20 protein-coding genes and 1 riboswitch are annotated in these 18,320 nt (G+C 68.4%); of the genes, 11 read left to right on the plus strand and 9 right to left on the minus strand.

Going from position 1 to position 18,320, the window contains the following annotated elements; all coding sequences use genetic code 11:
- Window positions 1–34: 34 nt before the first annotated feature.
- Both NLI01S_RS12835 and NLI01S_RS12840 read right to left on the minus strand, forming a co-directional pair.
- Window positions 35–418, minus strand: a complete 384-nt coding sequence (locus tag NLI01S_RS12835; protein ID WP_067604019.1) for a cold-shock protein — start codon at window positions 416–418, stop codon at window positions 35–37.
- A gap of 533 nt (window positions 419–951) precedes the next feature.
- Complete coding sequence (locus tag NLI01S_RS12840; protein ID WP_067604020.1) at window positions 952–1,710, minus strand: hypothetical protein; 759 nt, start codon at window positions 1,708–1,710, stop codon at window positions 952–954.
- 166 nt (window positions 1,711–1,876) lie between these two features.
- On the opposite strand from NLI01S_RS12840, the gene NLI01S_RS12845 reads away from it, so the two are divergent.
- The 5 genes from NLI01S_RS12845 (at window position 1,877) to NLI01S_RS12865 (ending at window position 7,655) form a co-directional block, all read left to right on the plus strand.
- The gene (locus NLI01S_RS12845) at window positions 1,877–4,318 is read left to right on the plus strand and encodes a helicase-associated domain-containing protein (protein ID WP_067604022.1); all 2,442 of its coding nucleotides are present in this window, start codon (window positions 1,877–1,879) and stop codon (window positions 4,316–4,318) included.
- A 77-nt stretch (window positions 4,319–4,395) separates the two neighbouring features.
- Window positions 4,396–4,818, plus strand: coding sequence for a hypothetical protein (locus tag NLI01S_RS12850; protein WP_067604024.1), 423 nt, complete (start codon window positions 4,396–4,398; stop codon window positions 4,816–4,818).
- Window positions 4,819–4,994: 176 nt separating this feature from the next.
- Window positions 4,995–5,429, plus strand: coding sequence for a hypothetical protein (locus NLI01S_RS26675; RefSeq protein ID WP_307601447.1), 435 nt, complete (start codon window positions 4,995–4,997; stop codon window positions 5,427–5,429).
- A 51-nt stretch (window positions 5,430–5,480) separates the two neighbouring features.
- On the plus strand, window positions 5,481–5,936 hold the full coding sequence (locus NLI01S_RS12860; protein WP_223809222.1) for a DUF6264 family protein: 456 nt from the start codon (window positions 5,481–5,483) through the stop codon (window positions 5,934–5,936).
- Window positions 5,937–6,008: 72 nt separating this feature from the next.
- Window positions 6,009–7,655 carry a DNA repair helicase XPB gene (locus tag NLI01S_RS12865; protein WP_067604026.1) on the plus strand — a complete coding sequence of 549 codons (1,647 nt, stop codon included), beginning with the start codon at window positions 6,009–6,011 and terminating at the stop codon, window positions 7,653–7,655.
- A 30-nt stretch (window positions 7,656–7,685) separates the two neighbouring features.
- On the opposite strand, the gene NLI01S_RS12870 is transcribed toward NLI01S_RS12865, so the two are convergent.
- Window positions 7,686–7,922 carry a hypothetical protein gene (locus NLI01S_RS12870; protein WP_067604028.1) on the minus strand — a complete coding sequence of 79 codons (237 nt, stop codon included), beginning with the start codon at window positions 7,920–7,922 and terminating at the stop codon, window positions 7,686–7,688.
- A gap of 217 nt (window positions 7,923–8,139) precedes the next feature.
- Between NLI01S_RS12870 and NLI01S_RS12875 the strand changes: the two genes are divergently transcribed.
- Window positions 8,140–9,114 (plus strand): R2-like ligand-binding oxidase, encoded by a 975-nt coding sequence (locus tag NLI01S_RS12875; protein WP_067604030.1) that lies wholly within the window; start codon window positions 8,140–8,142, stop codon window positions 9,112–9,114.
- 60 nt (window positions 9,115–9,174) lie between these two features.
- Here the strand turns inward: NLI01S_RS12875 and NLI01S_RS12880 are convergent, their stop codons facing one another.
- Both NLI01S_RS12880 and NLI01S_RS12885 read right to left on the minus strand, forming a co-directional pair.
- Complete coding sequence (locus NLI01S_RS12880; RefSeq protein ID WP_067604032.1) at window positions 9,175–9,762, minus strand: LURP-one-related/scramblase family protein; 588 nt, start codon at window positions 9,760–9,762, stop codon at window positions 9,175–9,177.
- 11 nt (window positions 9,763–9,773) lie between these two features.
- Window positions 9,774–10,871 (minus strand): zeta toxin family protein, encoded by a 1,098-nt coding sequence (locus NLI01S_RS12885; RefSeq protein ID WP_067604033.1) that lies wholly within the window; start codon window positions 10,869–10,871, stop codon window positions 9,774–9,776.
- A 134-nt stretch (window positions 10,872–11,005) separates the two neighbouring features.
- Between NLI01S_RS12885 and NLI01S_RS12890 the strand changes: the two genes are divergently transcribed.
- From NLI01S_RS12890 to NLI01S_RS12900, 3 genes are all read left to right on the plus strand, one after another.
- A complete protein-coding gene (locus NLI01S_RS12890; protein WP_067604035.1) occupies window positions 11,006–11,434 on the plus strand; it encodes an NUDIX hydrolase in 429 nt (142 codons plus the stop codon).
- Between the two features lie 211 nt (window positions 11,435–11,645).
- Entirely contained in the window at window positions 11,646–11,993 is a 348-nt protein-coding gene (locus NLI01S_RS12895; protein ID WP_084392561.1) for a type II toxin-antitoxin system Phd/YefM family antitoxin, read from the plus strand.
- Window positions 11,977–12,165: a type II toxin-antitoxin system RelE family toxin gene (locus tag NLI01S_RS12900; RefSeq protein ID WP_263363316.1), complete on the plus strand. Its 189-nt coding sequence runs from the start codon at window positions 11,977–11,979 to the stop codon at window positions 12,163–12,165. Before NLI01S_RS12895 ends, NLI01S_RS12900 begins: the two co-directional genes overlap by 17 nt.
- A 208-nt stretch (window positions 12,166–12,373) precedes the next feature.
- Here NLI01S_RS12900 and NLI01S_RS12905 read toward each other — a convergent pair whose 3' ends face one another.
- Window positions 12,374–12,976 carry a Uma2 family endonuclease gene (locus NLI01S_RS12905; RefSeq protein ID WP_067604039.1) on the minus strand — a complete coding sequence of 201 codons (603 nt, stop codon included), beginning with the start codon at window positions 12,974–12,976 and terminating at the stop codon, window positions 12,374–12,376.
- A gap of 137 nt (window positions 12,977–13,113) precedes the next feature.
- Between NLI01S_RS12905 and NLI01S_RS12910 the strand changes: the two genes are divergently transcribed.
- Complete coding sequence (locus tag NLI01S_RS12910) at window positions 13,114–13,866, plus strand: SAM-dependent methyltransferase (RefSeq protein ID WP_067604041.1); 753 nt, start codon at window positions 13,114–13,116, stop codon at window positions 13,864–13,866.
- A gap of 101 nt (window positions 13,867–13,967) precedes the next feature.
- Window positions 13,968–14,471, plus strand: coding sequence for an NUDIX hydrolase (locus tag NLI01S_RS12915; protein WP_067604043.1), 504 nt, complete (start codon window positions 13,968–13,970; stop codon window positions 14,469–14,471).
- A 59-nt stretch (window positions 14,472–14,530) separates the two neighbouring features.
- On the opposite strand, the gene groL is transcribed toward NLI01S_RS12915, so the two are convergent.
- The 3 genes from groL to thrC form a co-directional block, all read right to left on the minus strand.
- Window positions 14,531–16,162 carry a chaperonin GroEL gene (gene groL, locus NLI01S_RS12920; RefSeq protein WP_067604045.1) on the minus strand — a complete coding sequence of 544 codons (1,632 nt, stop codon included), beginning with the start codon at window positions 16,160–16,162 and terminating at the stop codon, window positions 14,531–14,533.
- Between the two features lie 378 nt (window positions 16,163–16,540).
- Window positions 16,541–16,819 carry a ubiquitin-like small modifier protein 1 gene (locus NLI01S_RS12925; protein WP_067604048.1) on the minus strand — a complete coding sequence of 93 codons (279 nt, stop codon included), beginning with the start codon at window positions 16,817–16,819 and terminating at the stop codon, window positions 16,541–16,543.
- A gap of 53 nt (window positions 16,820–16,872) precedes the next feature.
- On the minus strand, window positions 16,873–18,132 hold the full coding sequence (thrC, locus tag NLI01S_RS12930) for a threonine synthase (RefSeq protein WP_067604050.1): 1,260 nt from the start codon (window positions 18,130–18,132) through the stop codon (window positions 16,873–16,875).
- A gap of 13 nt (window positions 18,133–18,145) precedes the next feature.
- Window positions 18,146–18,284: riboswitch (SAM riboswitch) on the minus strand.
- Window positions 18,285–18,320 lie beyond the last annotated feature (36 nt).

The raw sequence follows: 18,320 nt of genomic DNA on the forward strand, positions 1-18,320 counted from the left end.
GCCGGCTTCGACGGCCACCACGACCCTTCACCGGTCAGGCCTCCAGGTCGTCCGCCACCACACGCAGCACCTGGGCGACCCTGCCCGCCTCGCGTTTGTCGGGGTGCCGGCCCCGACGGTAGTTGTTGGAGACGTTCTCCAGGAGTTTGATGAGGTCCTCGGTGATGACCACCATCTCGTCGGGCTTCTTGCGCCGCGCCTTGGTCACGGAGTGCTGGGTCTCGAGCAATCGCACCTGCAGCGCTTGGGCACCCTTGCGCCCCTCGGCCACACCGAACTCGACCCGTTGGCCGGGACGCAGCGAGGTGGTGTCGGGGGGCAGGGACGTGGAATGGACGAAGACCTCACCGCCGTCGTCCCGGGTGAGAAAGCCGAAACCCTTGTCGCCGTCGTACCACTTGACCTTGCCGGTGGGCACGGTAGAGACCTCATGCTTTCACTGGCGGGCGACGCGAGGGCGTGGAAAACGGTGTCGTCCACCTTTCCCCCGCCCCGGCGACCCCTGGTTTCCATAGTCGGGGTCAAGGCTAGTACCCGGGCGCTTCCCAAGGCGAGAGGGAATTGTGCGTGGCCGGGTCGGGGAGAGGAAGTAGGGGCCGCATACGAGAACGAGGCCCGGATGTGGCTCACCCGGGCCTCGTTGGTGTCGACGTCGCCCCCGTCACCGCTGGGTGCGGAGTGTGGGACGGGACTCGGCGGAGTCGGGGACTCCGTCGACGGTTCGGTGCCCGAGCTGGAGGCCGGACCACCTGACACGACCGTCCTGTGGCGAGAACGGCGGTATACCGATCTGACTACCCGAGTCGTCGACCGTGGAAGCTCCGTAACGGGCCGACCGGAAAAGGTATTTCCCAGGATTTGCCAAGCGATGACCAGCGTGACCGGCGTGACCAGCGGGGACGGGTCCGGGACGATGGCTCCCGGCTCGGTCGGTCGGTCGCTCGGTCCGGGTCAGTCTCCGGACCGGTCGGCGGCCCGAGCGGAGCGGGCCGCCTTGGGAAAGAGGTAGAGCACGCATACGAGGGAGGCGATGCCCAGGGCCGGAACCCCGGTCGAGGGCAGGGCCTGCTGGATGTAGAGGTCGATGAACTTCGCGTCACCGTCCCACAGGGCCACCCCGACCACACAGGCCAGGAGCGGAAGCCCCACCCCGATCCACTTGTCGCGGGCCCCCCACACGTGACTGAGCAGGAGGAGCGCGGCTCCGAGGACCCACACGAAGGCCGCGTCCCACCACACGCCCGCGAGCACGAACACACCGAGCGCGATCGCTTCGGGGGTGTGGTGGCGGACCAGGAGGAGGCCGTTGCGCATCGTCCCGGACCTGCGGTGCCTGGTCCGACCGTCCATTCGCAACTCGGTCTGAGCGGGGCCCTCCAGCAGGGACATGAAGCCTTGGCTGGGGCCACCACGCCAGGGCGGTGGGGGCCGATCCGCGTGCCTGGGTTTGGCCGGGATCATCTCGTCGTCCTCCAGGTCGAAGGCCTCCCCGGTCAACTCCTCCCGTACGAGGTGTTCTGGGGCTCCGAAGCCACGGAGGATCCGCCGCACGGTGTCGACGTCGTCACCGGCCGCATCTCTGCGCTCGTCGATACGCGCGCGCAGAGCCGTCAGATAGGCGGTCCGTTCCTTCGCCGAGACACGACCGTACAGCGCGAGTCCGACCTCGGAGAGATAGTCGAGTACCAATTGTTCCGAGCGCTGGGTCATGGCCCCATATTGGCCCACATTGACCTGCCTTTTAACCCCTCCCCACCGATTTTCGGCCGGTGAATTCTCACTGGAATCGGCCTGAAGTGGTGTGATCACGGTGTCGTGGGAGCCTGTTGGTGAGGCGGTGCGATCCAAGGAGCAAGATCGCTTAGCGTTGAAACCGATGACGCACAACGCACGGCCCGAGTCCTCAAGCGACAGCCCCGACGGTTCGACGTCGGGGCGTCCCCCCACGTTCACGTCCTGGCTGCGATCCCGCTCCGACGAGGAACTCACCGCCCTCCTGCGTGGCCGGCCCGACCTGGGTCGCCCGATCCCGGTGGACATCGGTGCGCTGGCCCACCGTGCGACCTCGCGCAACGCGACGCTGCGCGCCCTGGAACGGCTGGACCGGTTCACGCTCCAGGTATTGGAGTCCGTGGTCGCCCTGGGCGACGACCGACTCTCGGAACCGGTCGGTGCGCTCCCTTCCGACCTCGCGCACGGGCTCGGGTTCACCCCCGCCGGAGTGCTCGGAACGGAACCTCTCGACGCCGCCCTGGACGCCCTACGGTCCTTGGCCCTGATCTGGCCCGACCAGGGCCGGCTGCGCCCGGTACAGGTCCTGCGCGAACTACTGCCGCACCCCGCACGCTTGGGTCCGCCCGCGCGGGTTCCGTTGGCGGCCCTGCCGCACGGGACGGTCGAACGTCTGGCCGACGACCTGGTCCCCCACTCCACCGCCGGGTCGGCGGTGGAGTCGGTCGCCACCGTCCTATCCGACCCCGACCGGGTACGCGCCCTCGTCGAACAGGTCGACGCCTCCGCCCATCGGCTACTGGACAGTCTCACCTGGGGGCCGCCCAACGGCACCGTCACGGACGCCCGACGAGAGGTCTCCCTCGCCACGGCGTCCTCGCCGGTGGATTCCCTCATCGCCCGTGGCCTGCTCCTGCCCACCGGCGACGACACGTTGACGCTGCCGCGCGAGGTCGGGCTGTTCCTGCGGTCGGGGACGCTGTTCCAGGACGTCGGCAGCTCCCCACCCGGCTTCGATGGGCGTTCCGTCGATCCCGACACGATCTCCCGAGCCGCCGCGGGACAGGCCTTCGTGGTGCTGCGCGCCGTCGAGGAACTCTTGGAACGCTGGTCCCAGGAGCCCGCCGCGGTGCTGCGCAACGGGGGGTTGGGCGTGCGCGACCTGCGCCGCGCCGCTCAGGCCATGGACACCGACGACACGACCGCCGCCCTGTTCCTGGAGACGGCCCGCGCCGCCGGACTGCTCGCCACCGATGACCGACTGTCCGGGGAGTGGCTGCCCACCCGCGAGTACGACCTGTGGCGGGAGAGCCCTCCGGAACGTCGCTGGTCGCGTTTGGTGCGGGCCTGGGTGGATTCGGACCGGGTTCCGTCCCTGGCCGGGGCGCAGGACTCCGGTGGACGCTCGTACAACGTGCTCGGCCCGGGACTCGCACGCCCGGCCGCGCCGCAGGTCCGTCATGACGTGCTGAGCGAACTCGCGTCGGCGGTTCCGGGGACCGCCCCGGAGACCGACTCCCTGAAGGCCCGTCTGGCCTGGCGGTATCCCCGCCGCCAGACGCCCCTGTACACCGAACTGGTCGATGCGACGGTGGCCGAGGCGGCCGTCCTGGGCCTGACCGCGATGGGCGCACTCGCCGCCCACACCCGCCCCTGGCTCTCCGGCGACGAGGACGCCTCCTCGGCGCTCCTGGCCACCGAGTTGCCCCAGCCGCTGGACTACGTGCTGGTGCAGGGCGACATGACCGCGGTGGCCCCGGGGCCGTTGGTGACCCAACTGGCGCGCGAACTCGCCTTGACCGCGGACGTGGAGTCCACCGGCGGTGCCACGGTCTACCGATTCACCGAGTCCTCCGTGCGCCGGGCACTGGACGCCGGACGCGGGGTCGCCGACCTCACCGCGATGTTGGAACGCCACTCACGTACGCCTCTGCCCCAGGCACTGCGTTACCTGATCTCGGACGTGGGGCGCAGGCACGGCAGGCTGCGCGCCGGGTCCGCCGCCAGCTATCTGCGTTGCGACGAGCCCGCCCTGCTCACCGAACTGGTCGGTGACCGTCGGGCCACCGACCTGGACCTGGTGCTCTTGGCCCCCACCGTCGTGGTCAGCGGGCTCACCCGTGCCGCCCTGATGGAGCGCCTGGACCGACTCGGTTACCACCCGGTCGCAGAGAGGGGCGATGGGACCATCAGGTTGAGCCGGCCCGAGGTACGCCGCGCCGAACCGGACGTGCTCCCCGTCTCCGAACACTCCAGCGATCCGGAACTCGCCCGCGCCGCCGTCCGCGCGCTGCGCGCCGGGGACGAGGCCACCAACGTCGCACGGGTTCCGGTGGAGTTGCCCGAGAGCGACAGCCCGGCGGCGCGCGCGAACGCGCTCGCCGAAGTGCTCGAACGGGTCCTGGCCGACGAGCGGCGGGTGTGGATCGGCTATACCGACACCGACGGCCGTCAGGTCAGCCGGATCGTGGTGCCCACCCGTGTGGACGGGGGTTTCCTCACCGCCTACGACACCACCCGTGACGCCGTGCACCGGTTCGCGCTCCACCGGGTCACCGGTGTCGCCGAACTCTCCCCCGACTCCTGACCCCTCACCCCGCTCACACCCCGAACGACACGGACTAGAGTGGCCCTGTCGACCACCAACGGCGAGAGACACCCCGAATGAGCAACGCTTCGCTGCCCCCCGGAGCCTCTTCTCCCCGTGACCGGGGAAGGGAGGACCGCGAACCCGTGGGACGGGACCGGGCGCCCGAAAGGGAACGCGACGAGGACCGCTCCACGTCCTCCTCGCCCGTCGCGGGCGGAGGCGCCAACAGTTCCACCATGGCGCTGATCCTGCACCTGGTGACGGCGTTGTGCTGCGCCAACTGGATCTTCGGCATCGCGGGGATCACCTTCGCGGTCCGAGCCGCGCACGCCCGGGACCGGGGTCGCCCGGACCAGGCCGAGGTCCTGACCCGCTACTCCTGGTACTGCCTGGGCGCCGCGGCGGTGATGTTCTTCGTGATGGCGGTGTTGACGTTCGTCATGTTCACGCAGGCGGGCGACTGGATCCAGGGCATCGTCGATGTGACGCAGTACTGACCGCCGGTTGGCGGAACCGAGGACCTCCGTTCCGCGTCCGAACCCATGGTGGCGGGTATGCGAGCAAGGGATCGGACCCGACATTTCCGTCTTTGGACAGGGAGGCGCGGTAGGCCTTGCGCAGCGATCGGAGCGATCCTCGAGCCTTCTGGGAACGAGGGCAGGGCACATCCCACGTGGCGGCCACACGCCGACGCCCCATGCGTACCGTGGGCGCCGCACCCACGGGGACCCCCTCCCCACCGACGGCGCCCCCCGCCGCCACCGGCTCGCCGAACGTCTCGGAGCCGCGCTCGGCCCCGGCGGTCCCGGGCCCTTCCGGCCCCCCGGCCAGGGTCGGCGGAGCCGTCGCCGCGCTGGTCGTCGCCGGGCTCACCCTGATCGTCCCGGCACTCGGTCTCTCGCTCGGGTTGTGGTTCTTCGTACTCGTCGCCAACGTCCCAGGCGTCATCCTCGGGATCATGGCCCTGTGGAGGATCCCCGACGCGGTCCAGGTGGAGAGGTACATCCGCTTCACCTGGGCCTGTAACTTCGCTTACGTGGCGCTGTCCGTGGTCTTCGTGGTCCCCGTGATCGTCTTCGCGGCCCTGGCCATGCTCCTCGGATTCTGACCGCCCTCTCCCCCGGCTCCCGACGTGGAGCCCGAACACCTAAGGCACGGCATGTACGACGACAGGAACCCGGGACCGCCGGAAGGCGACAACACGGGTGGTTACTCCGCTCCCGACCCGTACGGCGGGCCAGGGTACGGACCGGGTTACGGGCCGCCCCCGCCCGGCCCCTACCAGGCCCCTTACCAGGATCCCTACACGGCACAGCAGCCCGCCTACCCGCCCCCACCGCCGCAGGCGTACCCGGTCTACCCGATGTATCCGGCGCCGCTGTCGAAGGGCGGTGCGATCGGTGCGCTGGTCACGTCGATCCTCCTCGTGATCTCCTGCTATGGGATCTTCGCCGCGATCGGACTCATCTTCTCGATCATGGCGGTCAGTGAGACGGTCGACCAGGAGAAGGTCTCCCGTTTCACCCGCTACGCCTGGATCGCCAACGGCGTGGTCATAGGTCTCCTGGTGCTGTTCTTCGGATTCGTCATCACCATGATCGCCATCGATTCCTGACGGGCATGTTCGGGCGGCGTCCGGTGTTGCACCGGAGGCCACCCCTCTCACCGCGCTTCGGAAGGTCCCTGCGTGTCCTGTTTGATCGTCCAGTCCGACAAGACCCTCCTCCTCGAAATCGACCACGAACAGGCCGGCGAGTGCCGCCGGGCCATCGCCCCGTTCGCGGAGCTGGAGCGTGCTCCCGAGCACGTGCACACCTACCGGATCACCCCGCTGGCCCTGTGGAACGCGCGGGCCGCCGGGCATGACGCCGAGCAGGTCGTGGACGCCCTCATCCGGTTCTCCAAGTTCCCGGTACCGCACTCGCTGCTCGTGGACATCGCCGAGACGATGGGAAGGTACGGGCGGCTGAAGCTGGTGGGAGACCCCCGGAACGGTCTGCTCCTGGAGTCCTCCGACCGCGCGGTCCTGGAGGAGGTCGTCCGGGCCAAGAAGCTCAAGGGAATGCTGGGCGAACGCCTGAGCGAGGACTCCGTCTCGGTGCACCCGAGCGAGCGCGGCAACCTCAAGCAGGCACTGCTGAAGATCGGTTGGCCCGCCGAGGACCTGGCCGGATACGTCGACGGTGAGAAGCACCCGATCGACCTGGCCGACGGCGACTGGGACCTGCGCGGCTACCAGCGAGAGGCCGCCGAGAGCTTCCACGCCGGCGGGTCCGGCGTGGTGGTGCTGCCATGCGGCGCGGGCAAGACGATCGTGGGCGCGGCGGCCATGGCGATGACCGGCAAGACCACGCTCATCCTGGTGACGAACACGGTCTCGGTGCACCAGTGGAAGTCGGAGCTGCTGCGCCGCACCTCCCTCACCGAGGACGAGATCGGCGAGTACTCGGGCACCAAGAAGGAGATCCGGCCGGTCACCATCGCCACCTACCAGGTGATGGCCTCGCGCAGGAAGGGCGTGTACACGCACCTGGAACTGTTCGACGCGCGCGACTGGGGCCTGGTCGTCTACGACGAGGTGCACCTGCTGCCCGCGCCGATCTTCCGGATGACCGCCGACCTACAGGCCCGGCGGCGCCTCGGACTGACCGCGACCCTGGTCCGTGAGGACGGCCGCGAGGGTGACGTGTTCTCCCTGATCGGACCCAAGCGCTACGACGCCCCCTGGAAGGACATGGAGAACCAGGGGTGGATCGCCCCGGCGGACTGCGTGGAGGTCCGGGTGGACCTGACCGAGTCCGAGCGGCTGGCGTACGCGACCGCCGAACCGGAGGACCGGTACCGGTTCTGCGCCTCCACGGAGTCCAAGACCTCGGTCGTGCGCGAGATCGTGGACCGCCACCCCGAGGACCAGGTGCTGGTGATCGGTTCCTACATCGACCAGTTGGACGAACTCGGGGAACGGTTGGGCGCCCCGGTGATCAAGGGCGAGACACGCAACAAGGAACGCGAGAGGCTGTACGACGCGTTCCGCTCCGGTGAGCTGCGCACCCTGGTGGTGTCCAAGGTCGCGAACTTCTCGATCGACCTGCCCGAGGCGGGTGTGGCGGTACAGGTGTCGGGTTCCTTCGGTTCCCGGCAGGAGGAGGCCCAGCGGCTGGGCCGGGTCCTGCGCCCCAAGACGGATGGCCGGACCGCCCGTTTCTACGCGGTGGTCGCCCGCGACACCCTGGACCAGGACTACGCCGCCCACCGGCAGCGGTTCCTGGCCGAGCAGGGGTACGCCTACCGGATCGCCGACGCCGGGGACCTGCTCGCCGGCGAGGAGATCTGACCACGCCGCCGGCGAAGCGGAGGCGCAAAACTACAGGGAGGGCAGGCCGCCCATCACGTAGGTTCCCACGGCGATCCCCCAGGCCACGAGGGAGTAGCTGAGGGTCCGGGTGCGCAGCAGTCGGTCCCCGCGCACGGAGGGCGCCGTGAAGGCGGCCACCAGCAGGGCCAGGCCGAGCAGTGCGGGGATCACCGAGGCCAGCGCGAAGAGCTGGGTCTGGGCGGCGCACGCGGAGTAGCCGGCACTGCCGGGATCACCACAGAACACGTCGTCCCCCGATCGGATCGTTCAAGCGAGCGTATTCCTTCGACCGTACCGTTTCGGCGATGCCGGATCGCCGCCGACTCCGACCGGGTCCCGCCCTCATCAGGCGATCCGTGTGGAACCCGGGCCTGCGGTGACCCGGACCACCTCCAGGGGTTTACACGGAAGGCCCTCGTGTCCAATCATGAGTGCGACCCCACCCCCCACGGAGGTATGCGACATGGCCACGACGACCCCCGACAGACCCCGGCGCGACGGCTTCCACTCACTGCGCGGCGGCGGCCTGAACTGGGACTCGCTCCCCCTCAAGCTGTTCGTCAAGGGCAACGCGAAGTTCTGGAACCCGTCCGACATCGACCTGGAACAGGACGCCGAGGACTGGAAGAAGCTCGACGACGAGGCCAGGACCCGGATCCTGCGGCTGTGCTCACTCTTCGTGGCCGGCGAGGAGGCCGTCACCGAGGACATTCAGCCGTTCCTGCGCGCCATGGCCGCGGAGGGCCGTCTGGGCGACGAGATGTACCTGACCCAGTTCGCGTTCGAGGAGGCCAAGCACGTCCAGGCCTTCCGCCTGTGGTTGGACGCGCTCGGAGTCCACGACGACCTGCACGGGTTCGTCGACAAGAACCCCGGCTACCGTGCGCTGTTCTATGAGGAGCTCCCCCGCTCCCTGGAGGCGCTCCTGGACGACCCGAGCCCGCGCAACCAGGTGCGCGCCTCGGTCACCTACAACCACATCATCGAGGGTTCCCTCGCGCTGACCGGCTACTACGCCTGGAACCACGTGTGCACCGTGCGCGGAATCTTCCCGGGGATGCGGCGGATCATCCGCCGGATCGGCGACGACGAGCGCCGCCACATGGCCTGGGGGACCTTCACCTGTCGGCGCCACGTGGCCGCCGACGACCGCAACTGGGACGTGGTGAGCGAACGTCTCGAAGAACTGTTGCCCCACGTGCTGGGCACCGTCGAACAAGGTGAGGTCCCTTCCCAGGACCCCGAGACACAGCGGTACGAACTGCCTCCCGGCAAGCTGCTCGACTACGCCTCCGACCGGGCGACCCGACGATTGGGCGCCATCGAGTCCGCCCGGGGAGTGCCGGTGGCCCGAATCGACCTGGACGCCTCCCCCGAGGCCCTGGAGGAACGTTTCGGTGAAGAGGACCGCGCCGCCATGGCCGCCCTGGAGGGGTGAACGGTCCGGGCCGCGCGAAGCGAGTGGACCCGGGCCGGGGCCGAGGCCGGGCCCGCCGGGTCACTTGCCTTCCTTCAGGACCAGGTCGATGACGATGGCGGCGGCCACCACCAGCGTGCCCAGGGGCTGGGGCAGCGAAGGATAGCGCTGGTGCAGCGCGTAGCTGTCGGCCGCGGTGAACATCTCTCCCAGGTCGGGCATACGACGGTCCACACGGGCGATCTCGTGGTCGGCGTGGTCCTTGATCCGAAAGTCCATACCGATGAAGTCGCCCTCGATACCGCCGACCACTCGCTTCCAGGGGTCCATCAGGGTGAACTTGGAGCCGAAGAACTTCAGGTCCTGTTCGATGGTCCCCACCGACCGGCCGTCCGGCAGGTTCACGCTGGTGGAGGCGGTCATCCAGGACCAGTGCTTCTGGATGACGAGCCCGGTCCGTCCGTACATGTCGTTGACGTGCACGCGCCGTTCGAACCCCCCGGTGTTGCGGGACAGGGCCCGGAGCACCTGCATGCCGCCGTCGGCTCCCTGTTCGCGCACCTGCGCGATGGGGCGGCCGTAGGCGTCGTACACCTCGTAGTCGGAGACGTCGACCATGAAGCGCTTGGGTTGGCGTACCACCAGGGGATTCGCGTTGAAAATGTCCATGGGCAGGGATCCTAGACGTCGTCCTCGACGCGCCAGAGTTCGCGTCGGCCCCTTTCGGCCTCCAACGCGATCCGGCCGAACGGCTCCCGATACCACTCTCCGCCGTCCCGGTGGTCGGCGTAGAGCACCTCGCCCTCGCGGGACATCACGTACATCGAGTCGACCAGACGATGGGTCTCCAGGAACTCGATGCTGTTGGGAACCCCGAGGTAGAAGCGGTCATGGTGGGTCTTCGGCAACCATCGACCGAAACCCTGGTCGCGGGTGGCGCGGGCGTGCCGGTCCACGATCGCGAAACCGCTGTTGGAGGAATGCGTGGCCACGAACGCCACCTCGACCCGGTAACCGGCCTCCTTGAAGCCCGACACCCAGGAGGCGGCCCAGTCGGCGCGACCCAAGGGGTGGCTGCACACGACGTCGTAGCGACCACGACGAACGTGTTCCACGGCCCGCCGGTGCAAGGCGCCCACCTGCTTGGACACGGATGCGGTGGCGACCTTGTCGTCGGCGCCCATCGCCCATTCGTAGTCGGGGGACAGACGCAGCAGGTCGTCCCCGTCGTAGCCGACGGTGCCCTCCGGCAGGACCGGTAGGAGCAGGCGTTGGAGCGTGGACTTGCCCGATCCCGGCTGGCCGCCGAACAGCAGCAGTCGCGGATGCTCGCGCGGGGTCCCGGTGAGCCGGTCCCGCAGGGCCAGGTCGAACAGGGAATCAAGCGTTTCCTCGGACAGCTCACGCAGGTCGTCCGGGGTGGAACCGGCGGGTCCTCGCACCGGTGCGCCGCGCAGCTCGGCGATGGCACCGGGCAGGACGGCACAGGCCCGGTCGACCTCCTCGGACGTCAGGAACGGCAGGCGTGCTTCCTCCGCCAGGAGAAGGGCTGCGCGTTCGACCAGTCCCGGATCGTCCTCTTCCCGGGCCAGGCAGGCGCCGATGGCCGCGCTGTAGAGGTTGTAGGCGCGTTCGCCGGCCTGACGTCGCTCGGTGGCCTGGGGTGGGACACCACCACTGGAGCTCTCCGAGAGCAGCGGGGCGACCCGCGTCAGGGGGGTCCCACCGGTGGGGTCGGGGCCGAGTCCGGGTTCGGTTCCGGTGCTGGAGGGGGTCATGTACGTCCGATCTCTGCCGTGGCACGCCTCCGTCGGACGCGCGAGTGGACTACCGCCGGCACCCCGGATTTTAGTGCTTCGCGTCACCTCGGGTCGGCGAACGGCCCGGTTCCCGTCCGGCCTAAAGTGGCCACATGTCTTCGACCTCCTCCACCGCCGAAGCGCCCGTCGTCATCGAGGCGCTCTCCTGGGTCCACGTACGTGACGGGCGCCTGTTGTGCGTTCGCCCTGAGGACCGGGACCGGCTGTACCTGCCCGGCGGCAAGCGAGAGCCGGGTGAGACGGATGAGCAGGCAGTGGCGCGCGAGGCGTTGGAGGAGGTCGGCGCGGTACTGCGCCCAGGAACGTTCGAACGTGTGGCGGTGATCGACCAGGAGGCGCACGGTCAGGCACCAGGGACACGCGTGGAACTGGTGTGCTACACCGCCGAATACGACGGGGAACTCGTCGCCGACAACGAGATCACCGAACTGGAGTGGATCGGCCACGCCGAACGCGAGCGGTGCGCCCCCGCCGTCCGCGACCTGGTGGGGCTGCTCCACGCCCGCGGTCTGGTCACCTGACCGACTCCTCCACGGGGTCGGGGGCCCTCTTCGGCCAGGAACCGGTGTCGCGAAGGAGCAGCATCGCGACGGTCACCCCGAGCACGAACGGGAGCAGGAAGACGGTCCCCACCAGCGCGATCCGGATCCACGTTCCCGCCTCCCCACGGCTCGAACTCGCCTTGACACGTTCTCGCCATGTACCGGGTGGTCCATGTGCACCATTGGTCCCATGAGCGAAATGCGGGTGGAGACCATCCGTCAGGTACGCGATCACATCGCCGATGTCGTCGACCGAGCGGATCGTGAGGACTCACCGACGGTGATCACCAGACGAGGAAAAGAGGTGGCAGCGGTCGTACCCATCGACCTCCTGCGTCGATACCAGCAATTCGAAGAGCAGGAAATCATGCGCATGGTCCGGGAACGCATGGGCAACCCTGCGCAGGGGACCCCGATGGAAGAAGTCATGGCGCAGATCTTGGAAGGTCCCGGTGAACCACCGGACGATCTTTCGACCGGAAGCCCGTTCGGAACTTCGCGAACTTCCACGCAATATGGCCATGGTGGTGTTCCGTAAGCTCACTGAACCAGAGCATGACCCCCTCGGTCACGGAACCACGGCATTGGTCGGAAACCCCGAGGTACGTCGTCTCAGGGTGGGCGACTATCGGATCATCTACACGGTGGAAGACCGAAAACTCGTCATATGGGTGGCGCACGTCGGGCACCGCTCCACGGTGTACGACTGATCTCGCGCGGGCCCCTCATCCGGTACGCGAGAAAATCGGTGGCCGTCTCCGGCCCCCCTGGTGAGAGTCCCTGAACGTGCGCCACTTGCCTCAGCCCCGGGCACCCCCGAGCACCGCTCGGCCGACCACTACCTGCTCTGGCCGGCCCGGCGGGAGTAGGGCTCCCTGCCGTGGCACGCCTGGCACGGCGACGCCTAGGTTCGCGAACTCACGAAGGCCACTGCTCCGGACGAGGGAACCGGGAGGTGTCGATCTCCAGGTCGAAGGGTTCCGGAAGCCGGATCTTCTCGCCGAAGTCCACGGTGGTGGCGTGGTTGTAGCGACCGTTTCCAGGTTGTTCGTACAACGTGACGGAAGGTCCGGTCTCGTCCCAGGCGTCGACCAGCAGGTAGAGCGGAACAGGAGCGTGCGCGTAGCCCCACAGCTTCTTCTTACGGTCGATGTCCATGCTGCTCTTGGAGACGATCTCGACCACCAGTTCAGCCTCGTCGGCCGGGTTGGGAGTCTGTCCAGGATCGAGAACGACCGATTCCGGCATCACCACCAAATCCGGAACGTAGAGCCGCTCAACGACCGGCAACTGAATGCCCAATGTCTGATAGAGCCCCCAATCGTCGGGCACCGCACGGAGCAGCGCGCGGTTCACTCGATCCGCGATGATGTTGTGGGGGTCAGATGGGGGCGCCACGAGCAAGACTCCGTTGTCGTCAACGATCTCAGCCCGCCAGCCGTCGGGCACGTCCAGTTCCTTCCAGGTGCTCAGGGCGTGGTCCCATCGCGACATCCCCGTCGCCGGAACGGTCTCCGTCATCGTCAGACTCATTTCCTCGCACCTCCGGACAGGAACCTAGCGCCTTGCGCGCCTGTCCACCCGACACTTCGCACAATAACCCTGACGGGCACGGAAAAACATTGGACGGGCCCGTCGGAGCGAAGGACACTGCTCGGATGGCCTCCCCGGCGGTTCCTCCCATGCACCGCGATCTCGACTTCAACGGCCCCCTCTCAGACGAGCGGGCCGCGCGTCTGATCCACTCGCTCGGCCCCTTGAAAGGGCACCATGTCGTGGACCTGGGCTGTGGTTGGGCCGAACTCCTCCTGCGCACCCTGTCCACCGAGCCCACGGCCACCGGGTTCGGCATCGACCTCGGGGAGGAGAACATCCGGCATGGTCGGGTCGGAGCCACGGCCCGGGGGTTGGCCGACCGGGTGGAGCTGGAGGTCGGGGACGCCGGCGAGTGGCGGGGCGAACCCTGCGACGTCGTGTTCAACGTGGGTGCCACCCATGTGTGGGGTGGTGACCCCGTCACGCACACCGGGAACGCGCTCACCGCCCTGGCCGACCTGACGCGTTCGGGCGGCCGGGCGCTGTTCGGTGAGTGCTACTGGAAGCGTCCGCCCACCGAGGAGGAGATCACCGCGATGGCGGTGGTCCCCCGTGACCAGTACCGGTCATTGCCCGACCTGGTCGACTTCGCGCTCTCCCATGGTTTCCGGCTGTACTCCCTGTCGGAGGCCACGGTGGACGAGTGGGACCACTTCGAGAACGGCAACGCGTGGAGCGTGGAGGACTGGATCCGGGACAACCCCCGCTCCCCCGACTTCGAGGAGGTCATCCGGCGCACCGACACCCACCGGCGACTCCGTCTGCATGGTCGGGATGTGCTCGGCTTCGCCTACCTGCCCCTGCTGCGGGCCTGAGAAGGCTCGTCCACAGGTGCCCCGGGCGCCGGTTGCGCACGCGTCCCGGCACACGCATGCTCGTTTCCAGGGGAGCCGACCGGCTCCCGGTGAGGAAGCCTATGGACACGCGTGCACTCGTCGACGACGCCCGACGGTCGGGGATCGAGGGGTTCTCGGCGGGCGCGATCGTCCACCGGGACTCCGGTCGGGAGATCCTCCTGCTGCGCCGTCGCGACGACGAGACCTCCTTCCCCGGAGCGGAGAGCCTGCCCTCGGGTGGGGTGGAACCGGGCGAGACCCTCCTCGGCGGGTTGGCCCGAGAGCTGCGAGAGGAGATCGGAACACCCGTGGGCGCCACGCTCCGGTTGGAGCCCTTCGTGACCTGGTTCGACTACGACTCACGGCACGGCGAGCGCAAACGCCAGTTCACGTTCGCGCGGCCACATGACGGCACGCCCGTGCGGTTGTCGCAGGAGCACACGGACTTTCGGTGGTTCCCGGCCGAGAAGCACCCCGACAGCGATCTCACCCCGCAGGTGAAGGAGGCGGTCCGGGAGTGGCTCGATCACCGCGACACCCTCACCGAAGGCCCCCGCGAACGGCGAAACCGGGCGGCCCCGTGAAGGGCCGCCCGGTCGTCGCGGGCGAGGTCGCGTATCCGGACCTCGGACTCCTGAACCGCTTAGAAGTCCATGCCGCCCATGCCACCGGTCGGGTCGCCGGCGGGAGCCGCGGCCTTCTCCGGCTTCTCGGCGATGACGGCCTCGGTCGTCAGGAACAGACCGGCGATCGAGGACGCGTTCTGCAGAGCGGAACGGGTGACCTTGGTCGGGTCGATGACGCCGTCCTTGAACAGGTCGGTGTACTCACCGGAAGCGGCGTTCAGACCGAAGCCGGGCTCCAGGTTCTTGACCTTCTCGGCCACGACGCCGCCCTCGAGGCCGGCGTTGATCGCGATCTGCTTGAGCGGCTCGGCGATGGCGCGGCGGACGATGTCGGCGCCGATGGCCTCGTCACCCTCCAGCTCGAGCTTCTCGAAGGCGGGGACGCTGGCCTGCAGCAGCGCGACGCCACCGCCGGGCAGGATGCCCTCCTCGACCGCGGCCTTGGCGTTGCGGACGGCGTCCTCGATGCGGTGCTTGCGCTCCTTGAGCTCCACCTCGGTGGCGGCACCGGCCTTGATGACGGCCACGCCGCCGGCCAGACGGGCGAGACGCTCCTGGAGCTTCTCGCGGTCGTAGTCGGAGTCGGTGCGCTCGATCTCGTTGCGGATCTCGTTCACGCGACCGGCGATGGCGGTGGCGTCACCGGCACCGTCGACGATGGTGGTCTCGTCCTTGGTGACGACGACCTTGCGGGCGCGGCCCAGCATGTCGAGCTCGGTGCTCTCCAGCTTGAGGCCGACCTCCTCGGTGACGACCTGGCCGCCGGTCAGGACGGCGATGTCGCCGAGCTGAGCCTTGCGACGGTCACCGAAGCCCGGAGCCTTGACGGCGACGGACTTGAAGGTGCCGCGGATCTTGTTGACCACCAGGGTCTGCAGGGCGCCGTCGGCGACGTCCTCGGCGATGACCATCAGCGGACGACCGGCCTGCAGGACCTTCTCGACAACGGGCAGGAACTCGTTGTTGTTGGAGATCTTGGAGTTGACGATGAGGATGTAGGGGTCCTCGAGGACCGTCTCCATGCGCTCAAGGTCGGTGGCGAAGTAGGGCGAGATGTAACCCTTGTCGAAGCGCATGCCCTCGGCGAGCTCCAGCTCGAGCCCGAAGGTCTGCCCCTCCTCGACGGTGATGACGCCTTCCTTGCCGACCTTGTCCATGGCCTCGGCGATGCTCTCGCCGATCTGGGCGTCGCCGGCGGAGATCGAGGCGGTGGAGGCGATCTGCTCCTTGGTCTCGACCTCCTTGGAGAGGTTGCCGAGCTCCTCGTTGATGCGAGCCACGGCGGCCTCGATGCCGCGCTTGAGGCCGACCGGGTTGGCACCGGCGGCGACGTTGCGCAGACCCTCGCGTACGAGGGCCTGGGCCAGGACGGTGGCGGTGGTCGTACCGTCACCGGCGACGTCGTCCGTCTTCTTGGCGACCTCCTTGACCAGCTCGGCCCCGATCTTCTCCCAGGGGTCCTCGAGCTCGATCTCCTTGGCGATGGAGACACCGTCGTTGGTGATCGTGGGGGCGCCCCACTTCTTCTCCAGGACGACGTTGCGGCCCTTCGGGCCGAGGGTGACCTTCACGGCGTCCGCGAGCTGGTTCATGCCACGCTCGAGGCCGCGACGGGCCTCCTCGTCGAACGCGATCAGTTTGGCTGCCATTGAGTTCTTGTCCTCCCGTGACCGGGCTGATACGCGATGGGACGAGGCGTGCGCCCGCGACGGACGACCGTGGTCGATCCGGCAACCCTGCTGCCGGAGGCCCACGATCTCGCAGCCTCGATCCGATTAGCACTCGGCCATGCTGAGTGCTAACCACTCATATTTTTAGCACTCGACCATGGAGAGTGCAAACGATGTGGTCACGATTTCCACGACCCCGAAAACAGCCATCACCTGCTATGACATGCACGAACCAGGGCATTTGAGCGTTGGGCGAACAGAAGACGAACCCGTGATCCAGGCTCCGGACGACCCTCGACGAGGAATGAGATGAGGGGGCGGGCGCTCGGTGCGTCCGCCCCCTCATCGTTCGTACGGTCAGCAGCCCCCGGCGACCGCGGGGATGATCGACACCTGCTGCCCGGCCTTGACCTCGGTCTGTAGACCCTTCTCGAAACGCACGTCCTCGTCACCGACGTAGACGTTCACGAAACGACGTACCTTGCCGTTGTCGTCGAGGATGCGGGCCCGGATACCCGGGTGGTTGGCCTCCAGGTCGTCGAGGATCTCCGCGAGGGTGGCGCCCTCGGCGGTGACCTCGGAGGCTTCGTCGGTGTAGGTGCGCAGGATGGTGGGGACGCGGACGCTGGCGCTCATGTGCGGATCTCCTGGTGAGTGCGATGGTGGGTGGTGGCGCGTGGCCGGACGAGTCAGACCAGGCCCTGGGCCTTGAACGCGTCCAGGGAGGGCTTGATGGTGGCGGTGACACCGGAGTCGACGGCGTTGAGGGTCTTGAGCCCGTCACCGGTGTTGACGATGACGGTCTCGGCCTCGGGGTCGATCCTGCCCTCGCGAACCAGCTTGTGCAGGACGCCGGTGGTCACGCCGCCCGCGGTCTCGGCGAAGACGCCCTCGGTACGGGCCAACAGCTTGATGGCGTCGACGATCTCGTCGTCGCCCACGTGCTCGACCGAACCACCGGTGCGCTCGGCGATGTCCAGGACGTACGGCCCGTCCGCCGGGTTGCCGATGGCCAGGGACTTGGCGATCGTGTCCGGCTTGACCGGCTGGATGACGTCGTGGCCGTTCTCCCACGCCTTGGCGACCGGGGAGCAGCCCGTGGCCTGCGCACCGAACACCTTGTAGGGGCGGTCCTCGACCAGTCCGACCTTGATGAGTTCCTGGAAGCCCTTGTCGATCTTGGTGAGCTGGGAGCCGGAGGCGATCGGTACGACGATCTGCTCGGGCAGCCGCCAGCCGAGCTGCTCGGCGATCTCGTAGGCCAGCGTCTTGGAACCCTCGGCGTAGTAGGGCCGCAGGTTGACGTTGGTGAAGCCCCAGCTCTCACCGGCCTCGTCCCCGATGAGTTCGGAGCAGAAGCGGTTGACGTCGTCGTAGTTGCCGTCGATGGCCACGACCTTGCCGCCGTAGACGGCGGCCATGACGACCTTGCCCTCCTCCAGTCCGGCGGGGATGAACACGCACGACTCGAAGCCGGCCCGCGCGGCCGCGGCACCGACCGCGCCGGCGAGGTTCCCGGTGGAGGAACAGGACAGGGTGGTGAACCCGAAGGTGCGAGCGGCCTCCACCGCGATCGCGACCACGCGGTCCTTGAAGGAGTGCGTGGGGTTGGCGGAGTCGTCCTTGACGTGCAGGGACTTCAGCCCGAGTTCGGCGGCGAGGCGGTCGGCCCTGACCAGGGGCGTGAAGCCGGGGTTCATGTTGGGCAGCTCGGCCACGTTCGTGGGGACCGGCAGCAGGGAGCGGTAGCGCCAGATGTTCTTGGGGCCGCTCTCGATCTCCTCGCGGGTGACGTTCCCGAAGTCGTAGGCGATCTCCAGGGGGCCGAAACAGAACTGGCAGGCGAAGCTCGGCGACAGTTCGTAACGTTCGCCGCACTCTCGACAGGAGAGGGCGGTCCCGGGACCGAAGGCGCGGACAGCGGTGGGTTCAGCGGCGGCGATCGCCATGGCGAGGTGTCTCCCCTCATCTTCCCTGGTGGCCACCTTGGCCCCAGGCCGGAGTTGGCACCTGCCTCGACCGGTACGCGATGGTGCGTCCACATGTCGAGATGGTTGCCGGGGCTTCGTAGGGCCGGTCCCTCCACCCCTCTGGATGAGCAATATGAAGTTGTGGCGTCTCCCCTCGGGGAACGCAC

The organism is Nocardiopsis listeri NBRC 13360, assembly GCF_001570765.1.
In the GTDB taxonomy this organism is placed as follows: domain Bacteria; phylum Actinomycetota; class Actinomycetes; order Streptosporangiales; family Streptosporangiaceae; genus Nocardiopsis; species Nocardiopsis listeri.

Bases quoted from the DNA above. Each gene is read 5' to 3' on its own strand.
- NLI01S_RS12840 (WP_067604020.1), bottom strand. From the start codon at position 1,710: ATGACCCAGCGCTCGGAACAATTGGTACTCGACTATCTCTCCGAGGTC.
- NLI01S_RS12845 (WP_067604022.1), top strand. From the start codon at position 1,877: ATGACGCACAACGCACGGCCCGAGTCCTCAAGCGACAGCCCCGACGGT.
- NLI01S_RS12850 (WP_067604024.1), top strand. From the start codon at position 4,396: ATGAGCAACGCTTCGCTGCCCCCCGGAGCCTCTTCTCCCCGTGACCGG.
- NLI01S_RS12860 (WP_223809222.1), top strand. From the start codon at position 5,481: ATGTACGACGACAGGAACCCGGGACCGCCGGAAGGCGACAACACGGGT.
- NLI01S_RS12875 (WP_067604030.1), top strand. From the start codon at position 8,140: ATGGCCACGACGACCCCCGACAGACCCCGGCGCGACGGCTTCCACTCA.
- NLI01S_RS12880 (WP_067604032.1), bottom strand. From the start codon at position 9,762: ATGGACATTTTCAACGCGAATCCCCTGGTGGTACGCCAACCCAAGCGC.
- NLI01S_RS12885 (WP_067604033.1), bottom strand. From the start codon at position 10,871: ATGACCCCCTCCAGCACCGGAACCGAACCCGGACTCGGCCCCGACCCC.
- NLI01S_RS12890 (WP_067604035.1), top strand. From the start codon at position 11,006: ATGTCTTCGACCTCCTCCACCGCCGAAGCGCCCGTCGTCATCGAGGCG.
- NLI01S_RS12895 (WP_084392561.1), top strand. From the start codon at position 11,646: ATGAGCGAAATGCGGGTGGAGACCATCCGTCAGGTACGCGATCACATC.
- NLI01S_RS12900 (WP_263363316.1), top strand. From the start codon at position 11,977: ATGGTGGTGTTCCGTAAGCTCACTGAACCAGAGCATGACCCCCTCGGT.
- NLI01S_RS12905 (WP_067604039.1), bottom strand. From the start codon at position 12,976: ATGACGGAGACCGTTCCGGCGACGGGGATGTCGCGATGGGACCACGCC.
- NLI01S_RS12910 (WP_067604041.1), top strand. From the start codon at position 13,114: ATGGCCTCCCCGGCGGTTCCTCCCATGCACCGCGATCTCGACTTCAAC.
- NLI01S_RS12915 (WP_067604043.1), top strand. From the start codon at position 13,968: ATGGACACGCGTGCACTCGTCGACGACGCCCGACGGTCGGGGATCGAG.
- groL (WP_067604045.1), bottom strand. From the start codon at position 16,162: ATGGCAGCCAAACTGATCGCGTTCGACGAGGAGGCCCGTCGCGGCCTC.
- NLI01S_RS12925 (WP_067604048.1), bottom strand. From the start codon at position 16,819: ATGAGCGCCAGCGTCCGCGTCCCCACCATCCTGCGCACCTACACCGAC.
- thrC (WP_067604050.1), bottom strand. From the start codon at position 18,132: ATGGCGATCGCCGCCGCTGAACCCACCGCTGTCCGCGCCTTCGGTCCC.